Raw genomic sequence first — 22,792 nt, forward strand, 5'->3', positions numbered from 1 at the left:
TATGCAGACACATCAACTCATCGCCCAGTTGGGTAAACTTAAAGAGTCTGCCAAGGAAGCGATCGCGAACGCCAATGCCCCGATCGACGACGCCCTGAAAAGCTATCTTCATATCAGTCGCCCGGTAGAACAGGTCCTGACCGATATGGTCATCCGGGCAAGCCAGTCGCCAGGCCCGTCTTTGCTCTTAGTTTGCGGTAACGTAGGTGACGGTAAATCACACCTGCTCGCCCGGCTTAAAGGCACGAACGATCTGGAGCCCTATTTCTCTAAATTCCATATTCATAACGATGCGACCGAGAGTTACAGTCCTGATGAAACCTGTAACGATACACTAAGTAAAGTACTGCAACCTTTCGCGGATGATCAATTAGGTTCAGACCCAAAGAAAGTCATATTGGCCATCAACTTAGGGACGTTGAGTAATTTTCTGGAAGAAAAGAAAGATGGTTTTGGCCGGCTAAAGGCTTTCGTCGAAAGTAACCGGATCATAGAAGCCGACGGCACAGAACCAGACAATGATACCGGCACCGACCCGGTATTCAAATTTGTCAACTTTACGAATTATCATTTTTACAGCTTAAGCGCGGACGGCCCGAAAGTAGACCTGATCGAAGAATTGCTCGGCAGGATCGTTCAAAGTTCCAACCAAAATCCCATCTATCAGGCTTACCAATGGGTGGCTGCCCAGCCCTGGGCCGGGCAATGCGCGATCAAGGCTAACTACGAGTTTCTAACCCATCGTCCGTATCGAAAGGTGATCGCGTACATGTTGGTGGCCTGCCTTGTCAAGGAAAAGCAGATTATTTCCTTTCGTCAGGTACTCAACTTTATTTATGATCTGTTGGTACCTTATCAACTGGCCCACCCAGAATTACCTAAATACCTGGCGCTGACCCAGGCACTTTCAGTGGAAGAAAAGGTGCAGTTCCTGGCACCTTATTATCTGTTCGAAAACCCTAAGCTGTCCAAGATCTTTTTTAATCTCTACCAGCTTGACCCGGCCATAAGGCGTTACGAAGCACTTGATGAGTGTGCAATACTGCTTTTTACCGAACCAGAACCCATTACCTGGTTAACCGGGGAGTTTCCGGAGCTCTTAAGCCGGCCACTGGATCTGAAGCCCAATGAACGGATTAAACATGAACTGGTCATCAAAGCCTATTTGCGTTTCAATTACTTTAAAAACCCAACGGCTGCGATCTATAATGACGACTACTTCCTTGAATACACCAGGGCTTTATTCGCCTTTAATAACAACGATGCATTAGGTTTAAGGCCGATCATTGACCTCGTAAAAAAAGCAGCGTACAGCTGGAATGGCGGCACCTCCGAAAAAAATAAAGCCATCGTATCGGGAACCGTGAAAAACAACGCCTATCGGGTGTTTAAGCAATTGAACCTGAAAGTCATCCTGCCCAAACGCGAGGATAAAAAAGACTTGGCAGTTATCAATGAATTTACTCAGGAGGTCACCCTGCGTTTTTCACTTCCCGGTGATCATATTTTCCCGATCACTGTGGATTATGCCTTATATGTGCTGCTCCAAAATGTAAACGCGGGTTACCGCCCTAATAAACTGGACCGCCATACTTATATCAATTTTGCTCGCTTTGTCGAACAGGTAACCTTTGCCGATATCCAGGGACAAACTTTATATATCGACGAGATAAATTTTGGTTTCCCTCTCGACTACAAATTTGAGTTTAACGACGAATACCAGGAATTCACCTTTTCAAAATTACACAGGGCATGAGCTTCGACGTAGAAACAGCATTAAAATATTACGTGAGCAGGACTGCCAAAGGTTACGAGTTCAAACATAACAAGGCGACGCGGCTCCCGATCGTGCCCTTCATCACCAAGCTGGAGGCCAAAGACATCGAGAAACTGGATTTTCGCTCTTTTGATGGTTATATCGGCCACTGCTACCGGCAGATGATCCGCAAAGAACTGCCGCCCGATATGGAAGACGCTAACTTTAAACCGGGCTTGAAGGCGGCGATCTTGAAATTTATTAGGACTGAAGTAAATACCACCGAAGACCTGCGGGATAAGTTCCTGCATATTGCCGAATCATTGTTCTTCAATGGGTCCGAGCTGATCAAATTCAGTGTGGATGCCCAGGCCTACCTTTACTGGAAACGGAAGGATTCAGGCCTGGAAAACATTGCGGATTTCTTGTGCAAGATATTTGTTAACGATCAGGTTGCCACCCTATGGCAGGATAAAAAAGGCGTGCCGGAAAATATTTTTCAGCAACTCCTCAACCAAGCCTTGCCTAAACTGAAAGAAAAAGCAGTCAAATCAAGAAGGCCTGACGATCCGAAAGATCCGGATTACCACGTCATCAATCCCGAGGTCATCTCGCTTTTCCAGCGCGACTTCGAATTCCTGAGCAAGGACAAGCAGAGTTTCCTGGACGAAAGCGACCTGCTCTTTAAATTTTATTACTTTTTCTACATTACCCAACTGGCTTTTTCGCTGAATAGCTTTTTTAACGATGGGACCGGCTTTACTCCATTGTATTTTACCATCGAAAGCGAAACCGTATCGGAAAACCGTAAAACGATCAAGCAAGGCTGGAAGATGCTGGAGCCGAGGCTGATCAATCTGATGTCACATTCGGTCAACCTGGATATGCTCAACCGCTTACCGCTACCGGTGCAGGAAAGCGGCTATGATTACCTGGTATTAAAGGACCTGTTCGCTAAACTGGATGCGGAACAAGCCGCAACATTGGAAACCAATATCCAGGAATTAATCTCCTTTTATGTGAGTGTGGTACCCGTTGAAAAATCAAGCTGGGACGAGTTCCAGGCAGACTTTGACCGCAAAACAAAATCGCGGCCATTTGCCAACGATCTGGAAAAAAAGGTGGTAGAATTATTTCACCGGATAGAATTCCAATTCGACCATTCCAGCCGAAAATCGAAAAGACAGTCCTTCGCCAACTGGTTCCTGTTCTTTTGCAAAGAGAATTTCCTGAAGAACCGCGGGCGAAATGGCTACTCGCTGAACCTTTCCCACGAAATGCTCATCTTCCTGACCAAACTCTGCATTGGTGAGCGGTCCAAGATCAGGCTGAACGACCTGATGCAGGCTTTTAAAAACCGCGGCATTTACTTTGATGAGGCCAGCAAGCGGGCCATTCTGGAGATCTACGAAAAAATTAACCTGATAGAGAAAAAAAGCGATAGCGGAGATGCACAATACATTAGACAAGTTCTATAACTACCTGGCGGAAATTTTATTCCGCTATTTTACGACAACGAACCCGCTTCAGCCAGGTGATCGTTACTTTGTGCATTTTGAGAACGAAGATGACGTAGCCCTATGCTTCCGGCAGTTGATCGAACACCAGCCCGACCTGGTGGAGGACTTCAGCTATCGCTACGATGAAGATACACAACTTTACAACACCAAGACTATTCAATTTGGCGGGATCAAACTGATCCTGGCATCCCATAAAGATGCCACCGAAAACTTCCTGACCATGCTGCGCAATCAGGTAGCCCTGCAGGAAGGTGTTTTTGAAAAAACGGCAATCCTGATTCTTTTTAGCGGGCAGCTTGACAGTTTGATCGGCGGCAGCGGCGATCTGACCAAATCGGGTATGCCGCTCAGCTTCGACAGTTTTTATGCGAATATCCAGGAAAAGATCACCCAGACCTTTCCAACTAAAACAGATAAGCGGACTATATTAGAGCTTGCGCTTAGAAATAAAATCGCAGAGTTTCCTATGGGCGAACTCAGCATTTTTGACTTCAATCATATTATCGCCATCGTTCAAAACAAGCGATTTGAAAAGGAAGATTTCCAACTGCTCGGTTTATTCCCGCATCAGGAATTGGAAACGATCATGGATGTTAACCGGATCCGTGAAAAACTGGATCAGAACCATGGTGTATTTGAGACGATAGAATACGCTGCAAATTATGGTAATGTCCAAAGCGACCTGGACAGGCTGCTTACATCGGCCGGCATTACCGCGATCGAACAGGGCCTGGCCGATGAATCATGGAAACTCATCGATTATGCCGACCTGGTCAGGATGATCATCAAACCAGACAAGGAAAAGCCGGTTGATTATAAGGGAGCCGAACAGAACCTGCTTAGTGCGAACCAGACCCTGTGGGAAAGAAAAGATGTTAAAAACAAGCGCCTGTTTCATGTGATCATTTTTAACGCTAACGGAAGCTACCCTTTTACCCAGAATTTTGGGTTCAGCGCGACTTTACGCGGGAGCCTAAGTCTAACCCGGGTTGATCGCACCTTGGGAAATGTTGAGCGGGTAGGAAAACAGCTTCAACTAACCGTCAATGCACCTGCATTTAACGACGAATCCTTATTTTTTGAATATGCCGACCAGAAAGTCCCAAGCGCCAAATTCCGGTTTCGTGTATGGGTGATCGACGGCACCTCAGATTTTTTAGAAGAGTTCAAAGCAAATTATAGCCTGAGCACGGAAGGGCAGCTCCTGTTGGATACCGAAAACGTTGTCCGCTTAAATACCGGAGCAATCGAAAAAGACGAATTTGATCTGGTACCGGAAGCTGAATATACCATTCAAGAGGATCGCGCATTAATACTGAATATCCGGAACGACAATGAAGAAGAGTTCCCATTCCGCCTGGTTCAGCAAGGGCAAGACCTGGACGTTTTAGTTAAGCAGCAAATTGGGGCTTCTAAGCCGGTAAAAGGCTGGGATGTCTGGCAAAATAAACGGATCGAGCGCAAAAGTTACCAGCATGTGTATGTGCCGGAAACCGACACGCTCAAACTGGTTTTTGGCAATGAAGAATTCGGTCCGCGGGACGATTTTCGCCAAAACCTGTTGTTGGAGATTCAAATGATGGCCGAGCCGTTTCCGGCCTGGTGCCAATCAGAAGGAAATCAATTAAGCGGACGGCACCTGAGGATTTCTCAAAGGATGGCTACGGCCTACCAAAATTATATCAACATCATCAAGTCAGGCAATTATCTTCCGAGTTTGTTTTACCATAACGACGAAGCTTGTGTAGTTGCACGGGAATATATAGAAACGTTTCTGACGGAAGTAAACGGGATCGGCGAAAAACAGATTCTTCAGGAAGACGCAAAAGCTGACCTGCTGATGCTGGGAACCGTAACCGAGACAGATAAGGATCAGATCGTCAAAGTAAGCCCACTTCACCCTTTAATGGTAGCTTACCAACTGGAGATCTACAGCGAGGTTAAAGAGAACAAGCTATACGATGCAATGCTCAGGAAACTGACGCCCCTAAACCTGCTACCGTATTTTTTCTGGCAGAACGAAACCGGTAACCAGTCCCGCCAACTCTACGCCAGCAAAGAGAACAGCCATTCGCCGGAATGGCTTTATTATAGCAATGACCTTCATTTTAAACGCTTCGCAGGAAGGGAGTTTATCCGCGGGCTCGTGAGTGAGAAGATACATGAGTTCGTTACTAATTTTTCCTTTCTCTTCGCTTATGACCTACGGGCACCTATTAAGATCAATGTCTTTAATATGGGTGATTGTAAGCAGGTTTTGCAGGGAATATTTGATTATTACAAAGAACGAGTGCTCGGCGGTGTGGCCATGCATGATCTGCGCCCTATCGAGTTGTTCCTGCACGGTTCAGACCAATACGTAACTACGTTTGAGCGGATGTCCCACCTGATCGAGCAAGAGGATATTGAACGGTCTTTCGATCTGATGACAAATACTAAGCGCATCGATTTTGAAGATCTGATCAATGCGTTCCGCAGCAAAGTTCATTATTACGCCATTGAACCGAATCTGAATAACCAGTATGCCCACCTGACATTTTACCAGTTCGATAATCAGCATACCAGTATCACCTACCGGGATCACAAACAAATCCCCTCGGGCTTGTCGATGAATGGGCTCCTTTCGGACCTGCCATCTTATTACCATGACCTCACTTATGTTACCGGCTTTGGCACTGATTACATATTGGGGGAAAGCGAGTTGATCAATATCGCCAAGGCTTATAACAGCCTGGCTCGGGTATCTTTTTCAAAAGATCCATTTGAAGAAGAAAAAGTAATTTGCACAACCATTAATAATGGTATCAAGGCGAATCTGAATAAGCTTTACGATCATTCACAATGGGTAGTATTCGTCGACCCTCATTTCGACCTGAGCTTTTTCAAGGATGAAACGGACCTGATCATTATTCATTATAGCGACCAGTATAGTAATGCCAGCGGTTTTGACGCGATAACCGTGAGCAGGAAGTCGACGCAATACCGCCATTTACTCGAAACCATACTTACCGCACAGGGAGTAAATTATACGCCACCAGACATTTATAAACTGATTAACTTATATAATGCGATCAATGGGCAATGGCTGATTAAAATGATCGGAAAAAAGGATGAAAAAACCCGAAAGGAAAAAATAAGCATCCCCGCGGCAGTAAAAGTATTCCTGGCTTATTACGAGCACCCGGAAGTAACCTGGGTACCTGTTTCACTCGAAGAGATCCTGCGGATTTCCGGCGGGGCTGGTTTGAGTCGCTCTGAAGGACTTTTCTCAACTTCTAACCTGGGTGCAAAAAATGAGCATTCGGACGATTTGCTGATGATCGGCCTTTACGAGCGGGAAGGCCGCTTGCAGGTTCAGTTTTACCCGGTCGAAGTAAAGATAGGTATCAATAAATCCGATGTACTGGACAAAGCCCGCAATCAGGCGCTGAAAACCTATAACTTAATCTATGAGCATTTGACATCAGATGTTAAATCTTTTGAATCAGCCTTCTACCGCAGCTTTTTCGCCAAGCTTGCCATCATGAACGCCAGTAAGATGGAGCTATACGAAGTGTGGCCTGAAAAGAACTGGGGCAAAGTGACCGGCGACTTCCGCAGCCGCTTATTGAACGACGATTTTGATATAACCACAGCATTATCCAGCGTGATCAATAAATATGCAGTTATTGCTTTCACACAATCGGCACTAATTCGTTCTTATTTGCCGGAAGAAGATGGTATTTTAATTACCCATTTTGAAGAAGATGCCTACCAATACCTTGTTCAGGGAATTCCTGAACTGAACCGGTGGTTGTTTGATATGCCCAATTCCATTAAGAAAGAAGAATTGCTCATCAAAAAGGCGCCGGCACTTACTGACCTGCCGGCAACTATCGAAGTTGCGACGCCTGTACCAACACCAATCCTGCCGGAACCGGTACCTATCCCCGAAACGTTGGTGGCAGAACCGATCGTTGAAGAGGAAGCGGAAACTACTGAAAAACTGCCGATGCGCATTTATTTCGGTAATGACATCAACAATGGACAACCTGTTTATTGGTTCCCGACAGACACTACCCAGGTGATGCACAGTAACACCGGGATCATTGGCACCATGGGCACAGGCAAAACCCAATTCACCAAGTCGCTGGTTACCCAGCTGTATAAAGAAAGCAAAAACAATGTTGAAGCAAAATCCATCGGCATCCTGATTTTCGATTACAAGGGAGACTATATTAATGAAGCATTTGTCAACGCCACTAATGCCAAGGTATATACGCTTTACGACTTACCTTATAACCCTTTATCGGTTGATGTCACACCGCGCTCAGTGCCATTGCTGCCCTTACATATAGCTTCTACCTTACAGGAAACTATATCATTGGCCTTTAATCTCGGAAATAAACAAAAAGCGCTGCTGAAAGAAATGATAATGCTGGCATATGAAGATAAAGGCATACTGAAGAATCAGCGGGAAACCTGGTCAAATCTGGCGCCAACAATTGCTGATGTATATGAAAAGTACCTGGAAGATGAGCGGATGACCACCGATAGCCTGCATGCGGCGCTCAACCAGCTGTACGAGTACCAGATTTTTCAACCGGATGGGTCCAAAACTAAATCATTGTATGAACTGATCGATGGGGTAACCGTCATCAATCTGTCCGGCTATAGCGGTGACATCCAGAACCTGGTCGTGGCGATCACACTGGATGCGTTTTACTCGCAAATGCAAAAGAACGGGCATAGCCAGATCGATCAGAATTTTAGGCAACTGACCAAAATGATCCTGGTTGACGAGGCGGACAATTTCCTGAGTAAGAACTTTATGTCTATTCGTAAAATCCTGAAGGAGGGCCGGGAATTCGGTGTCGGTACATTATTATCTACGCAGTTCCTGAACCACTTTTCGACGGGCGACAATGAGTATGCCCAATACATTTTAACCTGGATCGTGCACCGGGTGAACGATATCAAGATGAAGGACGTTGAGGCCCTGTTTCCTGTCTTTGATAAGGACCAAAAGGATCAATTGTTACAGATGATAAAGAAATTGGAAAAACATCACAGCGCGGTTAATTTGGCCGGTTCAAAGCCAATCTTAATTGAAGATTATCCGTTTTGGAAGCTAATCTCATAAATCAATGGCGTTGAACTCTATAAATCGGCTCAAAGATGATCTAAGAAACAATTATTCCCAATCATCAATTGCTCATTTAGAAAGTGCAACGGACGTAAACGTTTTGTTAACTTTCAAGGAACATAAACTTTTGCTAATTCCTGAAGATAAAATTGAATTAACCAATGCCTATCGTAAGACTGTTTATCGTCTGATTCCGGAATCAGACGAGCGTGATTATGAATTAAACTATCTCGCTTTTTTAAACACTTTTTCGAGCCATACGCGTGAAATTGAGAGCCAAGTCATAGAATTCTTATCGCCACTTAAAAACCAAGGGCTAAAAGAGTTTCTATTCCTGGCAATCACGATTGTTAATGGCCGCTTGTTACAAATGGTCGAGCATTTTTACGAGAACCTGGAGCAATATGATCAGCAGGCAATGGAGCATGAGCAATTGGCAGACTTTCAGAGTTCAACCCAAAATTCATTAAGAGGGAGATTAGTCGATACGCTTTTTGCCGTGAGTAATCTTCTCAATATCTTTTCAAAATGTCAAATCGCCAATCCGGATACAGATTTAAAAGGCTTGATAACGGACGAAGAACCAGAATTTCTATTTCAAGCAATTAGAAGGTCCGCCAATATTAATTCGTACCAATATGCCCTAGATAAAGTATCTTACGGGGAATGGCTGGTGAAATCAACAGCATGCAACGATTCCAAACTGATTTATAAATTCGAACTAACCGATTTTAATTTGGAGAAGGCCCGTGATTTGGGTTTGCAACGAATTTTGGCTGACCGGTTTAAAGGTAGACAGGAAAAACGCTGGTTGCGCATAGTTCTCGAAAATAGCATTCTGAGAGCTTTTGACCTTGCCTGGGATCATTACCAAAACGAAAGTTCAATTTTCGTTAGTGGCACCGAAAAATATGATGCCGGAAAAAAGAAGTTATTCGCACTTTTAGATCAATTGGATGCCGAAGACGAATTGCTTGTGGGTTTCAACCTAACAAAATCGCAAGTTCTGTCGGCCTATCTTTCTGCCGTAACTTTGTTAGCTTTCACACTCGCCCCGGAGCTGCTAAAGGGAAAATCCAGTAAAGGAAAGTACCTATTTACCTGTGCCAAAATACCCCTAAAGCTGATTAAAAATTTTTTAACCACCATCGAAATTAACGGTGCAGAAATTGTTGACGCAACTGGGCTATTTATTTCAGATTTGCCGTTGGTTCAGCATTTGGATCTATTCAAAGCACCCTTTGTTCGAGATAAAACGGGAATAGTTTATGCACTTGATAATTTCGTTTTTGATAACTGGCCTGAAAGCGTACGGGTGAATTTAATGCGGGGCGGCTCAATTGCCGATCAAATTGGTAAAGGTTGGGAGCGATATGTTGCCTATACCATGTTAAACCATGACTGGGAAAAGGTAGCCACAGGCATTAAACTTAAAGAAAAAAATAAATTGATCACCGATATTGACCTGGTTGCAAAAAAAGGGGATTTGCTTCTTATCATACAACTTAAAATCTACTACGGAACAGGAATTAACCAGTTCGAGCAGTGGAAGTTCAAAAATAAGCTTATTCATGGTGTCAGCCAGGTAAAAAAAGCCATAGAGGTTATTGGACTGAAAAAAGATATTCTAAATCATCATTTCAGCAAAAAAGAACTCGATGAAATCTCTGTGATTAAACCAGTTGTAATGACAAATGCTCATATGTTTAACGGCTGGAAATATGATGGAGTGAGCATAATGAGCACAGGAAGTCTAATGCAAATTCTTAACGGAGCGAAAGTTAGGTTTACCAACCAGAACCATGAGGTCATAAGCGAAAAGCGATATGCAAAATCAGATAAATTAACGACCCAGGAAATCGTGAGTTTTATTGATGAACCACTTGACTGGAGAATAGGTTCACCTCAAATTGAAATCAAATATCATCACGAAATATTTTCAAAAAGCGAAATGTTATTTCCGACAATTCAGGTTAATGGTTTGGAGTAAAATTAAATGTGCAGTAATGTTTGAATATTATATGTTTCACAATAATATGTGCTGCATATATAGATTTTATTTTAACTTAGAAAAGAATCCTAAATACTTCACGTAATGCTTGAATATCCCAGTTTTGGCTACCTATATCAATTTTATAGGTATGTTTTGGCTAAAAGAAAAATGGAATTCGCCATTTTTTTCTCAATTACATTTATCTTTTCACTGTTCCCTTTTCTGATTTTGTGGTGGGAAGTACATGGGCTTGGTGATAAAGAACAGCGAGGTTTTTTCGGGGATGGTAGTATACTAACCCTTTGTTCTGGCATCCTGTGTTCTTATTTTGCGATTCTTTTCGATTACAAAAATGAAAAAGAAAAGCATTTAAATACCATCGTCAATATTGGCCTTGTCATTTTATATTTTACGCTTTCATACGTTTTCATAAAATGTCAGCTCAATTTCGATAGGAGTTGGTGCTTCATAACCAATATCGTCATGCTTTCTGGATTTGTGTTACTTCTTACCATATTTTGTGCGATGTATTTAACCTTTAAGGAAAAGGTTGAATTTGCGGACGTTCAAAAATATTCAGAGGAAGTAAAAGCGAAAAAAATTGAAAAAGAATTGTCAAAAAAGACTAAAAGCAAGAAGGGAGTAAGTGTATGATTAGGGAAATAAATGGCACAGAATGCGTACTTCTTTTTTGCCAGAGGACAGTTCAACCCATTGGGGAATTATATACCACAGTTGTACCATGGGAGGTATTGAAAAAAATCGCTTATACTAACCCACGGATTCTGATGGGTATAGACGAAGCCGGAAAGGAAGAGTATGCGGGGATACAAAGGCAATTGGCCCCTGATCGAAAAAAGGAAATTTCGGATTATGTAAATAAAGACTCCTCGGCTACCTTTCCATCTTCAATAATCATTAATATACCAAATGAAAAACTGGATGTAATACAAATTGCGCCGACCTTCGATCTGAATATTATTGTAGATGATAATAATGATATCAAAAACTTCCCCAACAATTATCACTTGGGTTTGGCGCTGCCAGATACTTTTCTTTTCGTATTTCCGTACGTGGAAAATGTTGCGCAAATCATAGACGGTCAACATCGTATGTCCGGTTTTGATAACAGTGGCTCAGATTTAATATTCGATTTGCCCGTGACAATATTCGTGGAACAATTAGTCGACAAGCAGGCAGAGATTTTCGCAACTATTAACGGAAAACAAACAAGGGTGTCGCCTTCGCTCGTTTATGATTTGTTTGGTTTGTCGCAAAAAAGAAGCCCATATAAAGTGGCAAATGAATTAGTAAAGCTGCTGAATGAAAGCGAACTTTCCCCAATCAAAAACTGGATCAGGATTTTAGGAAAGGCAAACTCGTTTTACGCTGGATATATCACCCAAAGCACTGTCATCAAAAACATCTTATTGCTCTATTGCGGGAATATCAAGCAAGCAGAAGAGGACAAGCGTGTTCTGGCCGATGGGAAAAAGCCGTCTTTGATACCTACAATGACCACACGACGACCAATATTCCGACAGTTTTTTGTCGACGAGGAGGATGATATTATCTTTAAGGCACTGATTAATTTTTTCAATGCTGTTAAAAAGACATATCCGGTTGAATGGGAACTGCCGGATACGGTAATAAAAAAGACTGTGGGATTTTCCGCTCTCTTTAAGATATTTATAATATTGGCATCTAAAGGAATGGCGATCAATGACTTAAAAGAAACGTTCTTTATAGCACAGTTAGAAGGTATTGATGTTGATTTTAGCAATATATTATTGAGTAGTAAAGGCGTAAACCAATTAGTAGATCGATTTAATATTGAACCATTAAACTAGTTATGAGCACGTTTAATAGACTATTTATATTGGTACTGTTTATACCGTTTGTTTAATAATGTGGATGTATTTTTAATGATGTTGATTGTCTAAGGTCATATTTTTGCTTAAAGTTTTTAATTTTTCTATAAATTCAGCACCATATCCAGGACTTTCTATATCCAGCACTTCCGCTTCCCGTTCTTCTGCAACGATTAGCTTATTCCAGTCATCGTACTGGTAATAGCAAAGACGGTGATTGAAATGATGGTATTCTATTTCCTCTCGATTCATCGGTCGGGACAGAAAAGGCACCGCGTAATAAAGCCCCATCGGTCTGCGGTTCCGGTCGCACCATATCTCAGCATGCATAAAAACATAAATGCGCGGTGGGTATTTCGTTTGTGGTTTGAAATAATAGTCAACCCTGCCACTCAGTTTACGGGGCAGCGCATCAAGACGTTCAAACTCCGCTTTTTCCCTAGGTGACATTACATAGCCTTCTTTGATCTTTACCATCTTTTTGAAATTGATTAGTTCTTAATCATTCGTATGTAAGCATCATACCGCTCTGTAATGTTCTCACCACGGGTGAACCTGCCCGTACCGTCGTTGTAGCTTTCCTCATAGAATGAAACCCGTTTGGTAAGCAGGTTGATTTCATAACGATACATTGCATTGATGCGCTGTTCATTCATGGAACAATGTTCCCTAAGCAATTTGAGTTCCGCCTCAGCTTCGCTGATTTCCAAAAGCGGCAATAGCAGATTTTCGACGATATAGCCCTGTTCGGGTGCGCTGCTGCTGTCGGCAACGCATTTAATCTTTTTACCGTTGCTCAGTATGATATGCAGATTTGAGCGTGTCATATTATTCGGATTTAGCTGTTAATAAAACATTTGCTTTCTCGGAGTTAGTGAGCCGGCTGATGTCAAATGCTTCCGTCCAGTACTCTTCACCGGAATGTTTACCGATGGCGTTGTACGTAGCTGTGCCGTAGGGATAAACGGTTAGCATAAATGTGCCCAGTCTGCTTTCCGGTGCTACCAGGTTTTCAGGTTCACCATCTTCAAGGGTGATATAGCACCACACTTCGTCCTCGTTAAGCAGGTCTTTGGGAGTGCCGTTTTCATCTTCGTCATTGTTCTGATAAAATCCGACAGGGGCGTCCCAGTAAAGGAGGCTGCATAATTCCTCATCTGTTCCGAAACGTTCAATTTCAGCGAGGCGTTCCCTCATTTTGCCCTTCCATTCTTCGGTTAAATGGATGACGGCGAAATCGCAGTTATCCCATTCGCTGGCGGTGTCGGCCAGAATCATGATATAGGGTGTTGGTTCTCCTGATCTTTTCATGGTTATAGTATTGTGATTTGAGATAAGGGGGATTGCTCCCCCTTGTGGGTTGATTAATTAAAGCGCAGCACCTCTGCGCCATGGATGGCAAATTCCTTGCACAGGTTGAAAGCGGTCTGTCCGCGCAGTTTGGCTGTGCCTTCTATGATGGATTTGAATTTGGTTTCCTCGTCTTTGTAATTGCGGACGTTTTGGAAATACCCGGTCACAGCGTTGTAAGCACCGAATACCGTACCTGCTGTGGTGGCCAACTGCTGGTTAGGGCTGCCGAAGGCATATTCATAAACCTTGTCCACCATGTTGGTGTAATTGGCGGATAGTTCGTCTACGATGCCATTTTGCAGCTTCTGCAATACTTCCTTGTTCGGTGCCATTGCGATCTGCACCAGTTTCTTAACCTGTTTATCAGTGATGCGTACCTGCGCCCACCGGTTGAACAGCCCGTCCAGTTCTTTGGATAGATTGCTGCTGATACCCATTAAAGTATGTGCTTGCCTGATACGATCGTTGGCCGATGAAGTGTGGCGTATCTTGATGGCATTGGTATGGTTGCCGAGTGCTGCGTTGAGGGTATTATTGCAGACGATACGCACGGGCGTGAATGCCGCCATAATGCTGCCGAAGCCGTTGTGCGTAGTGGTCAGGAAAAGGTATTGTTCGATCAGGTCTTCCTTGCCGACACGGATATAATCAGGCAGCTTCGCTGTTATAAAAATGCGTTCGCCCTTGCCGAGTGCGCCTGCAGTTTCGTACAGGATACCGTCACCACCGCCGACGATAGCGTCAAAGAACTGGAAAGCATCGATATTCTGTACTATTTCATAGTCTTTGCCGACTACGCCGAGCACGTCCTCGGTATCGGTTCGGACGGTGGCGTAATAGTGGGGTACTTTAATTTCGGGGATAATCACATCCGTTTCACCGTAGTGGTTACCGGTATCGTAGGTAAACAGGGGGCGTTTTTCTACGGAATAATCCAGCCCGGCGTACTGTATAGCTTCGGCGCTGGTGGGGTATTGGTCGACAATTTTGCCGAGTCCGTGCCATGCTTTTTCCTTTACGCTGAAAAATGCGTGTTCATTGTTTTTCTGATTGTAATTAAGATGGTGTGCCATGATATCTGATTTTTAAAATGTTGCGGATTGGTCGTTATCGGTCGGGTTGAGGTCGTGCTGTTTGTGTGCAGCCTTTTTGCGTTCCAGCAGGGTTTGCAGAATGTCTTCCGGGCCTTCGTAGTTTCGGTTCTCGAAGCGGTAGGTATCGTTATCTTCGTCGTATTCGTACTGTGCGAAATCGTCGGGATCAAGGTCGATATCGGTACATACCCCGTTGAGGTATTGCGTTTCGCCGAATACCATATTGCCCGGTTCATTGTAGCTGTGGATGAAGCCGACGCCATATCTGATGGCAATCCGCATCACTTCGCGCCTGTTAGGCGACCATTTTGTCAGATAATACAGGATGCCGTTCTCCCAACCGATCTCAAAGAAGTAGCCTGTGTCCGAAATCTCTGCACACTCGGGCAGCTGCCCGCACCTGTCTTTTTTCTCCTTTTTTGCCATTGCCTGAAACAGGCTGGCCAATTGTTCCATCTGGCTGTGTTCGCCGATGAATTCTACTCTGTTGCTGCACCAGTTTGCCATGTTCTTTATGTTTTTTTGTTAATTTTTTTCTTTTTTGCCAGCCTCTTCTTTGTGTTTTTAGCGATGAGGGGAAAAAGAAAGCAGCAGTACGTGGCCGGTTACAGGCAAAAGGAAACGGAATAATGGGAGGGGACCCTTTGGGGAGGAAGCCGTTTATGCCGTAGTCTTTTGACCACCCAAAGCATCCGCCGGGCACGAGCTTAGCTGTGCTTTTTGCCCGGTCGGTAAAAACAGCATGAAGGCGGGAAGCAGGAAGGAATGCGGGAGCGCATAACTGATCAGGAGTTAGCGATCAGCGGGATACACCGTCGGATGAAAAACAATAAAAAAATAAGGAAAATGAGTTCCTGTGAGCTAATGCTAAGCAGCGCGGTAATAGCTAAAGCAGATCGCCAGCCAGCTGATGATCGTACATCCGGTGTTGCCAGGATTTACCTAAGCAATCTCGCCATTGAAATACCGCAGGTCGCGCAAAGTCGCTTTATCGGTGCTATTATCCAAATGACTGTAGATGGCTTCACGTCACGGCCTGCGTCAATGGTCAGGTTTTCCCTGGACCTTAACTGCTCTGTTGCCTGTTGCAGTTTATCCTGCCGACCAAAAGGGATCTTGAATAATTTACGGTGTACCAGGCATGAGCGATCATGTCGGCAAAAAGGCGGTATTTAGGGATCACTGCCTGCCCGGTTTCTACGTGTTGCAACAAAGAAAGGAAGCAATAATATTTATAAGTCGTAACCGTATGGTTAAAACAGGCTGTAAGTCAATGGACAGGGGGATCTTTATGTTGGGGCAGGTCCTTTTCCCAATATAAAGTTATCTACGGGACAACTTCAGAAATAAGGATCATCCGGCTGATCAAAGATCTGAACTTTCAGCCGGCTTGCCGGAACGGCATCATTTCCGATACCGACAATTCATAAAGGTCCTGCACCGGATCAAAGGCAGCCCTGAAGCGGAAACCTGTTCGGGCCAGCACCTTTTGAGCTGCCGTATTCCGGCGGTTTACCACCGCACCCAAAATGGTAATATTGCGTTCCTGGAGTTCCGCAACAACCCCGGGCAATAGGGTGGACATGATCTTTTGACCCCGCGCGCTGCCTGCCAGGTAGAATTCGATAAAATAAGGATAGTCGTCCAAACGGTAATTGGTCATCGCCACTTCCGGGGATATGATATCGATCATCCCCACCAGTTTCCCGGTGACTTTATCCGTGATAAAATGAATAAAATTCCGTCCGCAATGGAAATTAAGGATCGCTCCCTGCAGCCATGCATCTGCCTCTGAGACCGAGCGCAGGCGTTTTTCGGGAAGGAAGTGAAGGGTGTCGTCGTCGGACAACAGGTGGAATATTTCTTTGACCAGTTTACCATACCTTTTCATGTCTTCTGACCTGAAGGGATGGATGATGTAATTTTTGTTTTCAAGGCAAACAGGCTGAAGCATGGGTGCAAAATAGAAATGTCAGGTATACATCGCAAGTTATTTTACTCACAATCTTTTTAACCTGCTCAAAGCAGGTGGCGGTTAGCGGGAGGCATATTCAGTGAGATCCTGTAAATAACGGCCTGGAGGAAATTGAAGGAGCAAGTGCCTGACTGCCGGATAAGCGGGCGGGATCAGCCAGGTTAAGCAGCGCGTACGGGCTGATCCGGGCGGTGTGCAAGGCATACGGCAGTCAGGCTTTTGCTCAGGCCGCCGTGATCGGGAGAAGTAATGCAGCGCCGCGGAATGCATGAGCCGGATCGGTGGCGGCAACAGTCCCGATACGCCCGGTCTCGTTAACAGTTATCTGCGGGATTGTTCAGCTGCCTTCCTGCGCCCATTTAAAAAACGAACCGGATGCTGATATTTGAATAGGGATAGCACTTTACAAAAAATACATAAGATCACCTCTTACAATGTTGTGGCCGGAAATCAGATTATCGCCGAGCCAGATTGTTATACAGACAGTGAAGATGCAAAGTCATTCGTCCTGGAAGTGATGCCTTTCGAATCTGAATCAGAAAATGCCGGCTTTACGCTCCTTGATGAAAAGCAGTGGGATGTTTTTTTGATTCCGATGAAACGGAAGAGACCGTATCGCCGGAAGATATACTTGACCGGCTGCTGTCCACCATCTTTGCCGGCTATGCCGCAAAGAAGCAGCAGGTCGAAATCAAAAAAAGGAAAGATGTATTCGATCTGGTTTTCACTAAAAACAACAGGATACTCAGCCTTGCTATGGTTTACGAATATGACCGGTTTGTAAACAGTGATCCGAATTTTAAACCGGCACTATTTATTCACGATACGGAAGAGTTTGATGTCTGGCAGTTCCCGCTTGATGCAACAGATGAGGATATCTTCCGGGTCGTCTATCCGGCCGTAAAAAGTCCAAAATCCCGGAAATGACGGACATAAGAATCTAAAGGGCGTATTCGGAATTTTTTCCGCGGGGGCAGGTTTCCGGAGCCTGCGTGAGGGGTGAATGAGTTGGATTAAGCGAAGCGTCCGGCGCGGTTAAAGCACTATGGCCTGGTAGCGGTATGGAGACAGGGGAGGGCCTTTTTTATTAAGCCGCGGTATCAGGTTAGACTTACTTAGGATCTTTGTCCTTTCGGAAAACGGCGACTAATAAAATAATCAGGCTCACTGACATGATCACATGCGTGAATGTATAAATGCCCTTCATCAGGGCGATTAATGACAAAGCCTAAAATGCTGTTCCGGCCTTACAGCTAATAATCTTTCGTTCAACCCGACACAGCCGGCTTTAATAACTTTCAGGTTTCTTTTTAAGCAATTCAGCAGAACGTTGGCCCTCATCAGAAGTGAGGCCATGATAAAGGATGCCAATACCAGAACCGGTAATACATGCTCGGATTTAAGCTCGGGCATCAGGATAGCGATAAGAGCAGCAAGTAACTTCATAATAATAAATGTGCTTGGTTTACTTTGTAAAGTTCGGTGTTGAAATCTGCGCAGGAATTGAAGCTGGTCAAGAAATTCAGTTGACATTTATCAATATTTAAAGTAAGCAGGCAGAGTATGGCACATGCAACCTGTATGCCCGTCTTCAACGCGCCTGTTGCGCCGTTAATCCCGGGCTTGAGGCTGATTTGGCTTTCACGGCGCATTTTCTACGTCCGGATCACGTCCTGCAATTACTTCCCGGTGCCTTTTTCCCCAGCTGCTCATAGCCAATACAACATCCTTCAATGTCTTGCTGTAAGCTGTCGCCGAATACTCCACCGTGAGCGGCCGGGTATCAAGCGGGGTTCTCCTGACCAGTTTGTTTGCTTCGAGGTCATCAAGTTCCTTTGACAACATGCGTGAGGTAATGCCGACATCACGTGACAACTGCCGGAACTGCCGGTCACCCTTTGTCAGTAATTCGGTAAGCAAGATTAATTTCCATTTTCCGCCGATAACGGAGATGGTGTCCTGGATTGCCAGGTAAATTTTCTGGCAATCCTGTGTTTCAATATCATCCATGGTTTTTTTAATAAATAACAGGTTAATCATCATCCCTTCGGACTTGCAACAGCGCATGTTGCGGTGGAACAGGCCGGTGAGAAAGCAGGAGCTGATCAGGGATGGATCGTCCCGGGCGTAAGCGCTTTAAACAACCTGCTGTGATCGGGGTGGACCGGCAGGTAATTTTTAAAGAGGGTATCTGTCGCGATCAGTTTGACCTTTGCGCTTTTTGCAAAACTGATGACACTTTCCGCAAGCATCCTGAAGGCACCCGTCCCGATCAGCCGGTTAGGTATGTGGGTATATATCAAATTGATGGTATCCATATTTTCCTGATATTCTACAAAGACATGCTGTTCGCTGACTTCCATTTCAAAATGCCTTTCCGGAATATTGTTGTTTAAGGTGCTTTCCATTTTCGTTATCTTATCTGTTCCTATTGATATCCAAAATTACAGGTAAGGAACCGCCCGGATTTTGACCTGTCTTAAAAAATCATCTTGATAAATGTCAAGAAAGAACGCTGGCTGCAGGGGGAAAGCCGGGTTCGGCGGTTACAGCCGGCTATTTGGAAATCGCAGAAATTCCTAACTTTACCCTATGATTGTCCGCTTGCCTGACCTGCGGTGGCCAGGCAGGGACGGCATCAGTAAATCGTACTTTCGGTATACCTGTTCAAAGCGTACCGGAAGAACTGTTAAAATATGACCTGAATAATGGAGCACCTCTTTAGATATGCCGAAAAACTTTCTGACATGACTTTGTCTGAAAAAGAGAAGGAAATGATCAGCAGCGCGTTCAAACCGAAGAAACTCAGAAAGAGACAGTATTTTCTTCAGGAGGGCGATGTTTGTAAGTTTGTAGGATTTATCATAAAAGGAGCTACACGGATGTATTCCGTAGATCAGAAAGGCAATGAACATATTCTCCGGTTTTCCATTGAAGAATGGTGGGTAGGCGATTCCGAGAGTTACACGGACCTGGTACCGTCAAAGTATAATATCGACGCTGTAGAAGATACGGAAATGCTCGTGACCACCTTTGCGCTGATGCAGCCGCTGATGGCTGAGATACCTGCCATAGCTAAAATGATCCGGACAATGGACCAGCGTTCCTACATCGCCAGCCAGCGAAGAATGCACGCTTCTATTACGATGACCGCGGAAGAACGGTATGATGATTTCTACGGTAGCTATCCGCAGCTTCTGCAAAGGTTTCCCCAGGGCATGATCGCCTCTTATTTAGGGATCTCGCCGGAGACACTCAGCCGGATTCGAAAGAATGCGGGCGTGAAGCCTTAGCCTGTTTTCTTGATATTTATCAACAGCATTATTTAATTTACATCAAATTCCTTTCCGGGTATTCTCACCACTATTGTAAAACAGACAATAATCGTGATGAATAAACAAATGCTGCACCGCTATGGCGGTAAAAATGCCGGTGTCGGAGAATTGCTGGTAAACCGTTTGCTGCCCGGTCTGGAAGCCCTGTCAGCCGGCCCTTTCTTCTTACTCGACCACCTGTATCCGACTGCCTTCAGCGCGTGTGAACCGCAATGCTATAACGGAAGACAGGCACATCCGCACCGGGGTATCGCCACTTTCAGCTATGTGCTGAGCGGTGCACTGGAGCACGTGGACAGCGCGGGTAATTACGGTATAATCGGGGCAGGGGAGGCGCAATGGTTAAATGCCGGTAACGGTATTCTGCATAATGAAAGCCCGGCACCGGACTTCCGGCGCTCAGGCGGCTTACTTCATTGCCTGCAGTTCTGGATCAACCTCCCCGCGGCCGCAAAGTCAGGCCAGCCGGAATATCACCTGCTCAGGGCATCAGCTATTCCGGAGGCAGAACTTCCTGAGCTGGCCGGAAGCATCCGCATATTGATCGGGAGCTGTGGTTCACTGGATTCACCGGTCAGGACATTCCATGGTGAATTTATCTATCACCTGAAGCTGAACCCCAAATCCGGCTATTCATTAAATACAAAATCCGGCATTGAATATGCCCTGTTCGTGCCTTCGGCCGAAGTGAGGATCAACGGCGAACCTGCAGGGAACAGCGAACTGCTTATACCTGCATCCGGGACTGCAGCTATTGTTTTTGATAACCCGGGGATCATGCCGGCTGACGTGATCATATTTGGCGGTAAGCCTTATGATGAACCAATTTTTGCGCAAGGGCCATTTGTGATGAATTCTCCGGAAGAAGTTGCCGAAGCCTACAAAGATTTTTTCGAAGGGGTTTACGGCGAGATCAGCGTCAGCAAATGAACTGACCCGCTCAGCCGGTGGCTTTTGACCGTTGTATGTATGTTCGAAGGAAAAAGTTGGTTGGACACTTGATTATCCGTCTACTATAAAAAGCTTATCGCTGCTTCAGGGGATGACCTGCAGGTCAGTATAACAACCTGTCGCCGGCGGTTCTCGGTTATAGCCCGGAATTCACAGCAACCTGCTGTTGACGAAATGCGGGGTCCATACCTGTACAGCCGGACGGGCTGACCCCGAAACCTATAGATCTTTACCGGAACCCCGGCATATTCCGTCCTCGTTTGTGACTATCGCCCCACCCATCACCGGCATTCGCAAATCTTATGATGATGGTATCATCAATGTAGCCGGTATTGTCGATGTAACCTGCGCGGTAAGCCATTGCTCCGGGTGTTATCTTGGTCTGTGAAATAATATACTAGCAGTAAAAACTGCCTGATTTACAGGAAATCCAACCGGTCAGACTGGAAAACAACCATAAATGTATATGGATAATGAATTTGAGGATTGTTCTCATACGAACGAAATGGTGCAGGAAACACTTAATGTGATCGGCGGAAAATGGAAAACGGTACTGATCACCATCTTACTGCTGAGAGGCAGCCGGCAGTTCCGGCAGCTGTCGAGGGAAAGCGGTATTTCCCCCGTATCTTGTCAAAGGAACTCAGCGAACTGAAGGCGAATAAACTGGTATCCCGTAAAGTCAGAGATACACGTCCGGTTACAGTAGAATATGCAGCAACTGCTTATTGTGAATCGCTCAGGGAGGTAATTGTCGTGATCAGTAACTGGGGTCTGCTGCACCGGGAGGTTATCGCAGGCCGCCTTCGCGCCGGTGACAGCGAACAGGCACTTTAAACCGGTACCCTAATAAGCATAGAGGTGATGAATAAAAAAAAGGTTGTGGTATGCGGAGGGACCGGGCATCAGGGAGGTGCGGTAGTCAATGCGCTGATTAATCAGGGCACCTATGAGGTATCTGTTGTATCAAGAGACCCGGGCGGTTCAGCATCTGCCGCCCTGGAAAATTCAGGGGCAAGGGTTTTACAGGGAGATTTCCATCATTTAGGCTCCCTGCAGGCCGCGTTCCGGGGAGCGTTTGCTGTTTTCGGGGTCACGCAGCCCTGGTCAGGCAATACATTAAGTTATGATGCCGATAAGGAGATCATACAGGGCAAAAACATCATTTGGGCATGTAAAACCGAAAAAGTAAGCCACCTCGTATTCAGCAGTTTCTTTCGTTACAATGAAAAAGAATCGGGTGTCAGTTTTATTGACAGCAAGTTCGTCCTGGAAGCCATTATTGGGCGGGAGCAGGTCCCATATACCATCCTGAGGCCGGGACTTTATTTTGATCAGCTTGAAGCGCAGTTCCGCCCCGGCCATGCGAATTTATTATGCGGAAATTACCAGGCCGATACCCTGGTGCCGTATGTTGCGCTGTCTGATATCGGCCGGTATTGTGCGTCGGTCATTGCTGACCCTGGCCGTTACAGCAGTATGACCATCCCGCTGGTAAGCGAATTTATCCCGGGTAAGGATATTGCCGGATCGATGACAGCTGCCTTCGAAAAGGAGGTCAGCTACCGTTCAAAAAACAAAATTTTACTCCGGCTATTTCAACCCGAAATCTATAACCTGCGCCGGTATTTTGAAAGGATGAACAGCGAAATATCACCCGCTTCGCTGTTGGCTCTTACCCGGGATGAAAAGCACCCGTTCCTGCTTCAGACGCTCGCTGATTTCTTAAAGTCCAGGGTGCCCGTTCGCATCGCCGACCTGATGTCAGCCCACTTAACCCAGCAGCGCATTTAACCTGTTTCAAACCAGAAATCATTAT

The 22,792-nt window shown here is 45.2% G+C and carries 21 protein-coding genes; 11 read left to right on the plus strand and 10 right to left on the minus strand.

Annotation, left to right across the window (positions count from 1 at the left end; translation table 11 throughout):
• Position 1 precedes the first annotated feature (1 nt).
• The 6 genes from dptF (at position 2) to LJ707_RS02315 (ending at position 12,244) form a co-directional block, all read left to right on the plus strand.
• A complete protein-coding gene (gene dptF, locus LJ707_RS02290) occupies positions 2-1,756 on the plus strand; it encodes a DNA phosphorothioation-dependent restriction protein DptF (RefSeq protein ID WP_228949113.1) in 1,755 nt (584 codons plus the stop codon).
• The gene (dptG, locus tag LJ707_RS02295) at positions 1,753-3,234 is read left to right on the plus strand and encodes a DNA phosphorothioation-dependent restriction protein DptG (protein WP_228949114.1); all 1,482 of its coding nucleotides are present in this window, start codon (positions 1,753-1,755) and stop codon (positions 3,232-3,234) included. The genes dptF and dptG overlap by 4 nt, the downstream gene beginning before the upstream one ends.
• Complete coding sequence (gene dptH / locus LJ707_RS02300) at positions 3,206-8,398, plus strand: DNA phosphorothioation-dependent restriction protein DptH (RefSeq protein ID WP_228949115.1); 5,193 nt, start codon at positions 3,206-3,208, stop codon at positions 8,396-8,398. The genes dptG and dptH overlap by 29 nt, the downstream gene beginning before the upstream one ends.
• Positions 8,399-8,402: 4 nt before the next feature.
• Positions 8,403-10,391: a hypothetical protein gene (locus tag LJ707_RS02305; protein ID WP_228949116.1), complete on the plus strand. Its 1,989-nt coding sequence runs from the start codon at positions 8,403-8,405 to the stop codon at positions 10,389-10,391.
• A 105-nt stretch (positions 10,392-10,496) separates the two neighbouring features.
• Positions 10,497-11,048, plus strand: a complete 552-nt coding sequence (locus LJ707_RS02310) for a hypothetical protein (protein ID WP_228949117.1) — start codon at positions 10,497-10,499, stop codon at positions 11,046-11,048.
• On the plus strand, positions 11,045-12,244 hold the full coding sequence (locus tag LJ707_RS02315; RefSeq protein WP_228949118.1) for a DGQHR domain-containing protein: 1,200 nt from the start codon (positions 11,045-11,047) through the stop codon (positions 12,242-12,244). The genes LJ707_RS02310 and LJ707_RS02315 overlap by 4 nt, the downstream gene beginning before the upstream one ends.
• Positions 12,245-12,316: 72 nt before the next feature.
• On the opposite strand, the gene LJ707_RS02320 is transcribed toward LJ707_RS02315, so the two are convergent.
• From LJ707_RS02320 to LJ707_RS02345, 6 genes are all read right to left on the minus strand, one after another.
• Complete coding sequence (locus LJ707_RS02320; RefSeq protein ID WP_228949119.1) at positions 12,317-12,742, minus strand: hypothetical protein; 426 nt, start codon at positions 12,740-12,742, stop codon at positions 12,317-12,319.
• A 14-nt stretch (positions 12,743-12,756) separates the two neighbouring features.
• Entirely contained in the window at positions 12,757-13,092 is a 336-nt protein-coding gene (locus LJ707_RS02325; protein ID WP_228949120.1) for a penicillin-binding protein, read from the minus strand.
• A gap of 1 nt (position 13,093) precedes the next feature.
• Complete coding sequence (locus LJ707_RS02330) at positions 13,094-13,576, minus strand: hypothetical protein (protein WP_228949121.1); 483 nt, start codon at positions 13,574-13,576, stop codon at positions 13,094-13,096.
• A 53-nt stretch (positions 13,577-13,629) separates the two neighbouring features.
• Positions 13,630-14,691: a DUF932 domain-containing protein gene (locus tag LJ707_RS02335; protein WP_228949122.1), complete on the minus strand. Its 1,062-nt coding sequence runs from the start codon at positions 14,689-14,691 to the stop codon at positions 13,630-13,632.
• Positions 14,692-14,703: 12 nt separating this feature from the next.
• Positions 14,704-15,219, minus strand: coding sequence for a hypothetical protein (locus tag LJ707_RS02340; protein ID WP_228949123.1), 516 nt, complete (start codon positions 15,217-15,219; stop codon positions 14,704-14,706).
• A gap of 874 nt (positions 15,220-16,093) precedes the next feature.
• Positions 16,094-16,666, minus strand: a complete 573-nt coding sequence (locus LJ707_RS02345) for a GNAT family N-acetyltransferase (protein WP_228949124.1) — start codon at positions 16,664-16,666, stop codon at positions 16,094-16,096.
• Positions 16,667-17,260: 594 nt separating this feature from the next.
• Between LJ707_RS02345 and LJ707_RS02350 the strand changes: the two genes are divergently transcribed.
• The gene (locus LJ707_RS02350) at positions 17,261-17,614 is read left to right on the plus strand and encodes a hypothetical protein (protein WP_228949125.1); all 354 of its coding nucleotides are present in this window, start codon (positions 17,261-17,263) and stop codon (positions 17,612-17,614) included.
• 288 nt (positions 17,615-17,902) lie between these two features.
• Here LJ707_RS02350 and LJ707_RS02355 read toward each other — a convergent pair whose 3' ends face one another.
• The 3 genes from LJ707_RS02355 to LJ707_RS02365 all read right to left on the minus strand — a co-directional run bounded on the left by LJ707_RS02355 (position 17,903) and on the right by LJ707_RS02365 (position 19,095).
• Positions 17,903-18,220 carry a hypothetical protein gene (locus tag LJ707_RS02355; protein WP_228949126.1) on the minus strand — a complete coding sequence of 106 codons (318 nt, stop codon included), beginning with the start codon at positions 18,218-18,220 and terminating at the stop codon, positions 17,903-17,905.
• Between the two features lie 108 nt (positions 18,221-18,328).
• Positions 18,329-18,697, minus strand: coding sequence for a helix-turn-helix domain-containing protein (locus tag LJ707_RS02360; protein WP_228949127.1), 369 nt, complete (start codon positions 18,695-18,697; stop codon positions 18,329-18,331).
• A gap of 95 nt (positions 18,698-18,792) precedes the next feature.
• The gene (locus tag LJ707_RS02365) at positions 18,793-19,095 is read right to left on the minus strand and encodes an N-acetyltransferase (RefSeq protein WP_228949128.1); all 303 of its coding nucleotides are present in this window, start codon (positions 19,093-19,095) and stop codon (positions 18,793-18,795) included.
• 300 nt (positions 19,096-19,395) lie between these two features.
• Here LJ707_RS02365 and LJ707_RS02370 point away from each other — a divergent pair, with 300 nt between their 5' ends.
• Both LJ707_RS02370 and LJ707_RS02375 read left to right on the plus strand, forming a co-directional pair.
• On the plus strand, positions 19,396-19,980 hold the full coding sequence (locus LJ707_RS02370; protein WP_228949129.1) for a Crp/Fnr family transcriptional regulator: 585 nt from the start codon (positions 19,396-19,398) through the stop codon (positions 19,978-19,980).
• A gap of 96 nt (positions 19,981-20,076) precedes the next feature.
• The gene (locus tag LJ707_RS02375) at positions 20,077-20,952 is read left to right on the plus strand and encodes a pirin family protein (protein WP_228949755.1); all 876 of its coding nucleotides are present in this window, start codon (positions 20,077-20,079) and stop codon (positions 20,950-20,952) included.
• Positions 20,953-21,202: 250 nt separating this feature from the next.
• Here the strand turns inward: LJ707_RS02375 and LJ707_RS20275 are convergent, their stop codons facing one another.
• Positions 21,203-21,334 (minus strand): hypothetical protein, encoded by a 132-nt coding sequence (locus LJ707_RS20275; RefSeq protein WP_255678690.1) that lies wholly within the window; start codon positions 21,332-21,334, stop codon positions 21,203-21,205.
• A gap of 179 nt (positions 21,335-21,513) precedes the next feature.
• On the opposite strand from LJ707_RS20275, the gene LJ707_RS02380 reads away from it, so the two are divergent.
• Positions 21,514-21,810 carry a helix-turn-helix domain-containing protein gene (locus tag LJ707_RS02380; protein ID WP_228949130.1) on the plus strand — a complete coding sequence of 99 codons (297 nt, stop codon included), beginning with the start codon at positions 21,514-21,516 and terminating at the stop codon, positions 21,808-21,810.
• 27 nt (positions 21,811-21,837) lie between these two features.
• Positions 21,838-22,767 carry an NmrA family NAD(P)-binding protein gene (locus LJ707_RS02385; protein ID WP_228949131.1) on the plus strand — a complete coding sequence of 310 codons (930 nt, stop codon included), beginning with the start codon at positions 21,838-21,840 and terminating at the stop codon, positions 22,765-22,767.
• Positions 22,768-22,792 lie beyond the last annotated feature (25 nt).

This window comes from Mucilaginibacter sp. UR6-1, assembly GCF_020880975.1.
Lineage (GTDB): Bacteria > Bacteroidota > Bacteroidia > Sphingobacteriales > Sphingobacteriaceae > Mucilaginibacter.

Bases quoted from the DNA above. Each gene is read 5' to 3' on its own strand.
- LJ707_RS02380 (WP_228949130.1), top strand. From the start codon at position 21,514: ATGGAAAACGGTACTGATCACCATCTTACTGCTGAGAGGCAGCCGGCA.
- LJ707_RS02355 (WP_228949126.1), bottom strand. From the start codon at position 18,220: ATGTCAACTGAATTTCTTGACCAGCTTCAATTCCTGCGCAGATTTCAA.
- LJ707_RS02360 (WP_228949127.1), bottom strand. From the start codon at position 18,697: ATGGATGATATTGAAACACAGGATTGCCAGAAAATTTACCTGGCAATC.
- LJ707_RS02305 (WP_228949116.1), top strand. From the start codon at position 8,403: ATGGCGTTGAACTCTATAAATCGGCTCAAAGATGATCTAAGAAACAAT.
- LJ707_RS02370 (WP_228949129.1), top strand. From the start codon at position 19,396: ATGGAGCACCTCTTTAGATATGCCGAAAAACTTTCTGACATGACTTTG.
- LJ707_RS02385 (WP_228949131.1), top strand. From the start codon at position 21,838: ATGAATAAAAAAAAGGTTGTGGTATGCGGAGGGACCGGGCATCAGGGA.
- LJ707_RS02325 (WP_228949120.1), bottom strand. From the start codon at position 13,092: ATGACACGCTCAAATCTGCATATCATACTGAGCAACGGTAAAAAGATT.
- LJ707_RS02320 (WP_228949119.1), bottom strand. From the start codon at position 12,742: ATGGTAAAGATCAAAGAAGGCTATGTAATGTCACCTAGGGAAAAAGCG.
- LJ707_RS02335 (WP_228949122.1), bottom strand. From the start codon at position 14,691: ATGGCACACCATCTTAATTACAATCAGAAAAACAATGAACACGCATTT.
- LJ707_RS02310 (WP_228949117.1), top strand. From the start codon at position 10,497: ATGCTTGAATATCCCAGTTTTGGCTACCTATATCAATTTTATAGGTAT.
- LJ707_RS02315 (WP_228949118.1), top strand. From the start codon at position 11,045: ATGATTAGGGAAATAAATGGCACAGAATGCGTACTTCTTTTTTGCCAG.
- LJ707_RS02375 (WP_228949755.1), top strand. From the start codon at position 20,077: ATGAATAAACAAATGCTGCACCGCTATGGCGGTAAAAATGCCGGTGTC.
- LJ707_RS02330 (WP_228949121.1), bottom strand. From the start codon at position 13,576: ATGAAAAGATCAGGAGAACCAACACCCTATATCATGATTCTGGCCGAC.
- LJ707_RS02345 (WP_228949124.1), bottom strand. From the start codon at position 16,666: ATGCTTCAGCCTGTTTGCCTTGAAAACAAAAATTACATCATCCATCCC.
- dptG (WP_228949114.1), top strand. From the start codon at position 1,753: ATGAGCTTCGACGTAGAAACAGCATTAAAATATTACGTGAGCAGGACT.
- dptF (WP_228949113.1), top strand. From the start codon at position 2: ATGCAGACACATCAACTCATCGCCCAGTTGGGTAAACTTAAAGAGTCT.
- dptH (WP_228949115.1), top strand. From the start codon at position 3,206: ATGCACAATACATTAGACAAGTTCTATAACTACCTGGCGGAAATTTTA.
- LJ707_RS20275 (WP_255678690.1), bottom strand. From the start codon at position 21,334: ATGGCTTACCGCGCAGGTTACATCGACAATACCGGCTACATTGATGAT.
- LJ707_RS02365 (WP_228949128.1), bottom strand. From the start codon at position 19,095: ATGGAAAGCACCTTAAACAACAATATTCCGGAAAGGCATTTTGAAATG.
- LJ707_RS02340 (WP_228949123.1), bottom strand. From the start codon at position 15,219: ATGGCAAACTGGTGCAGCAACAGAGTAGAATTCATCGGCGAACACAGC.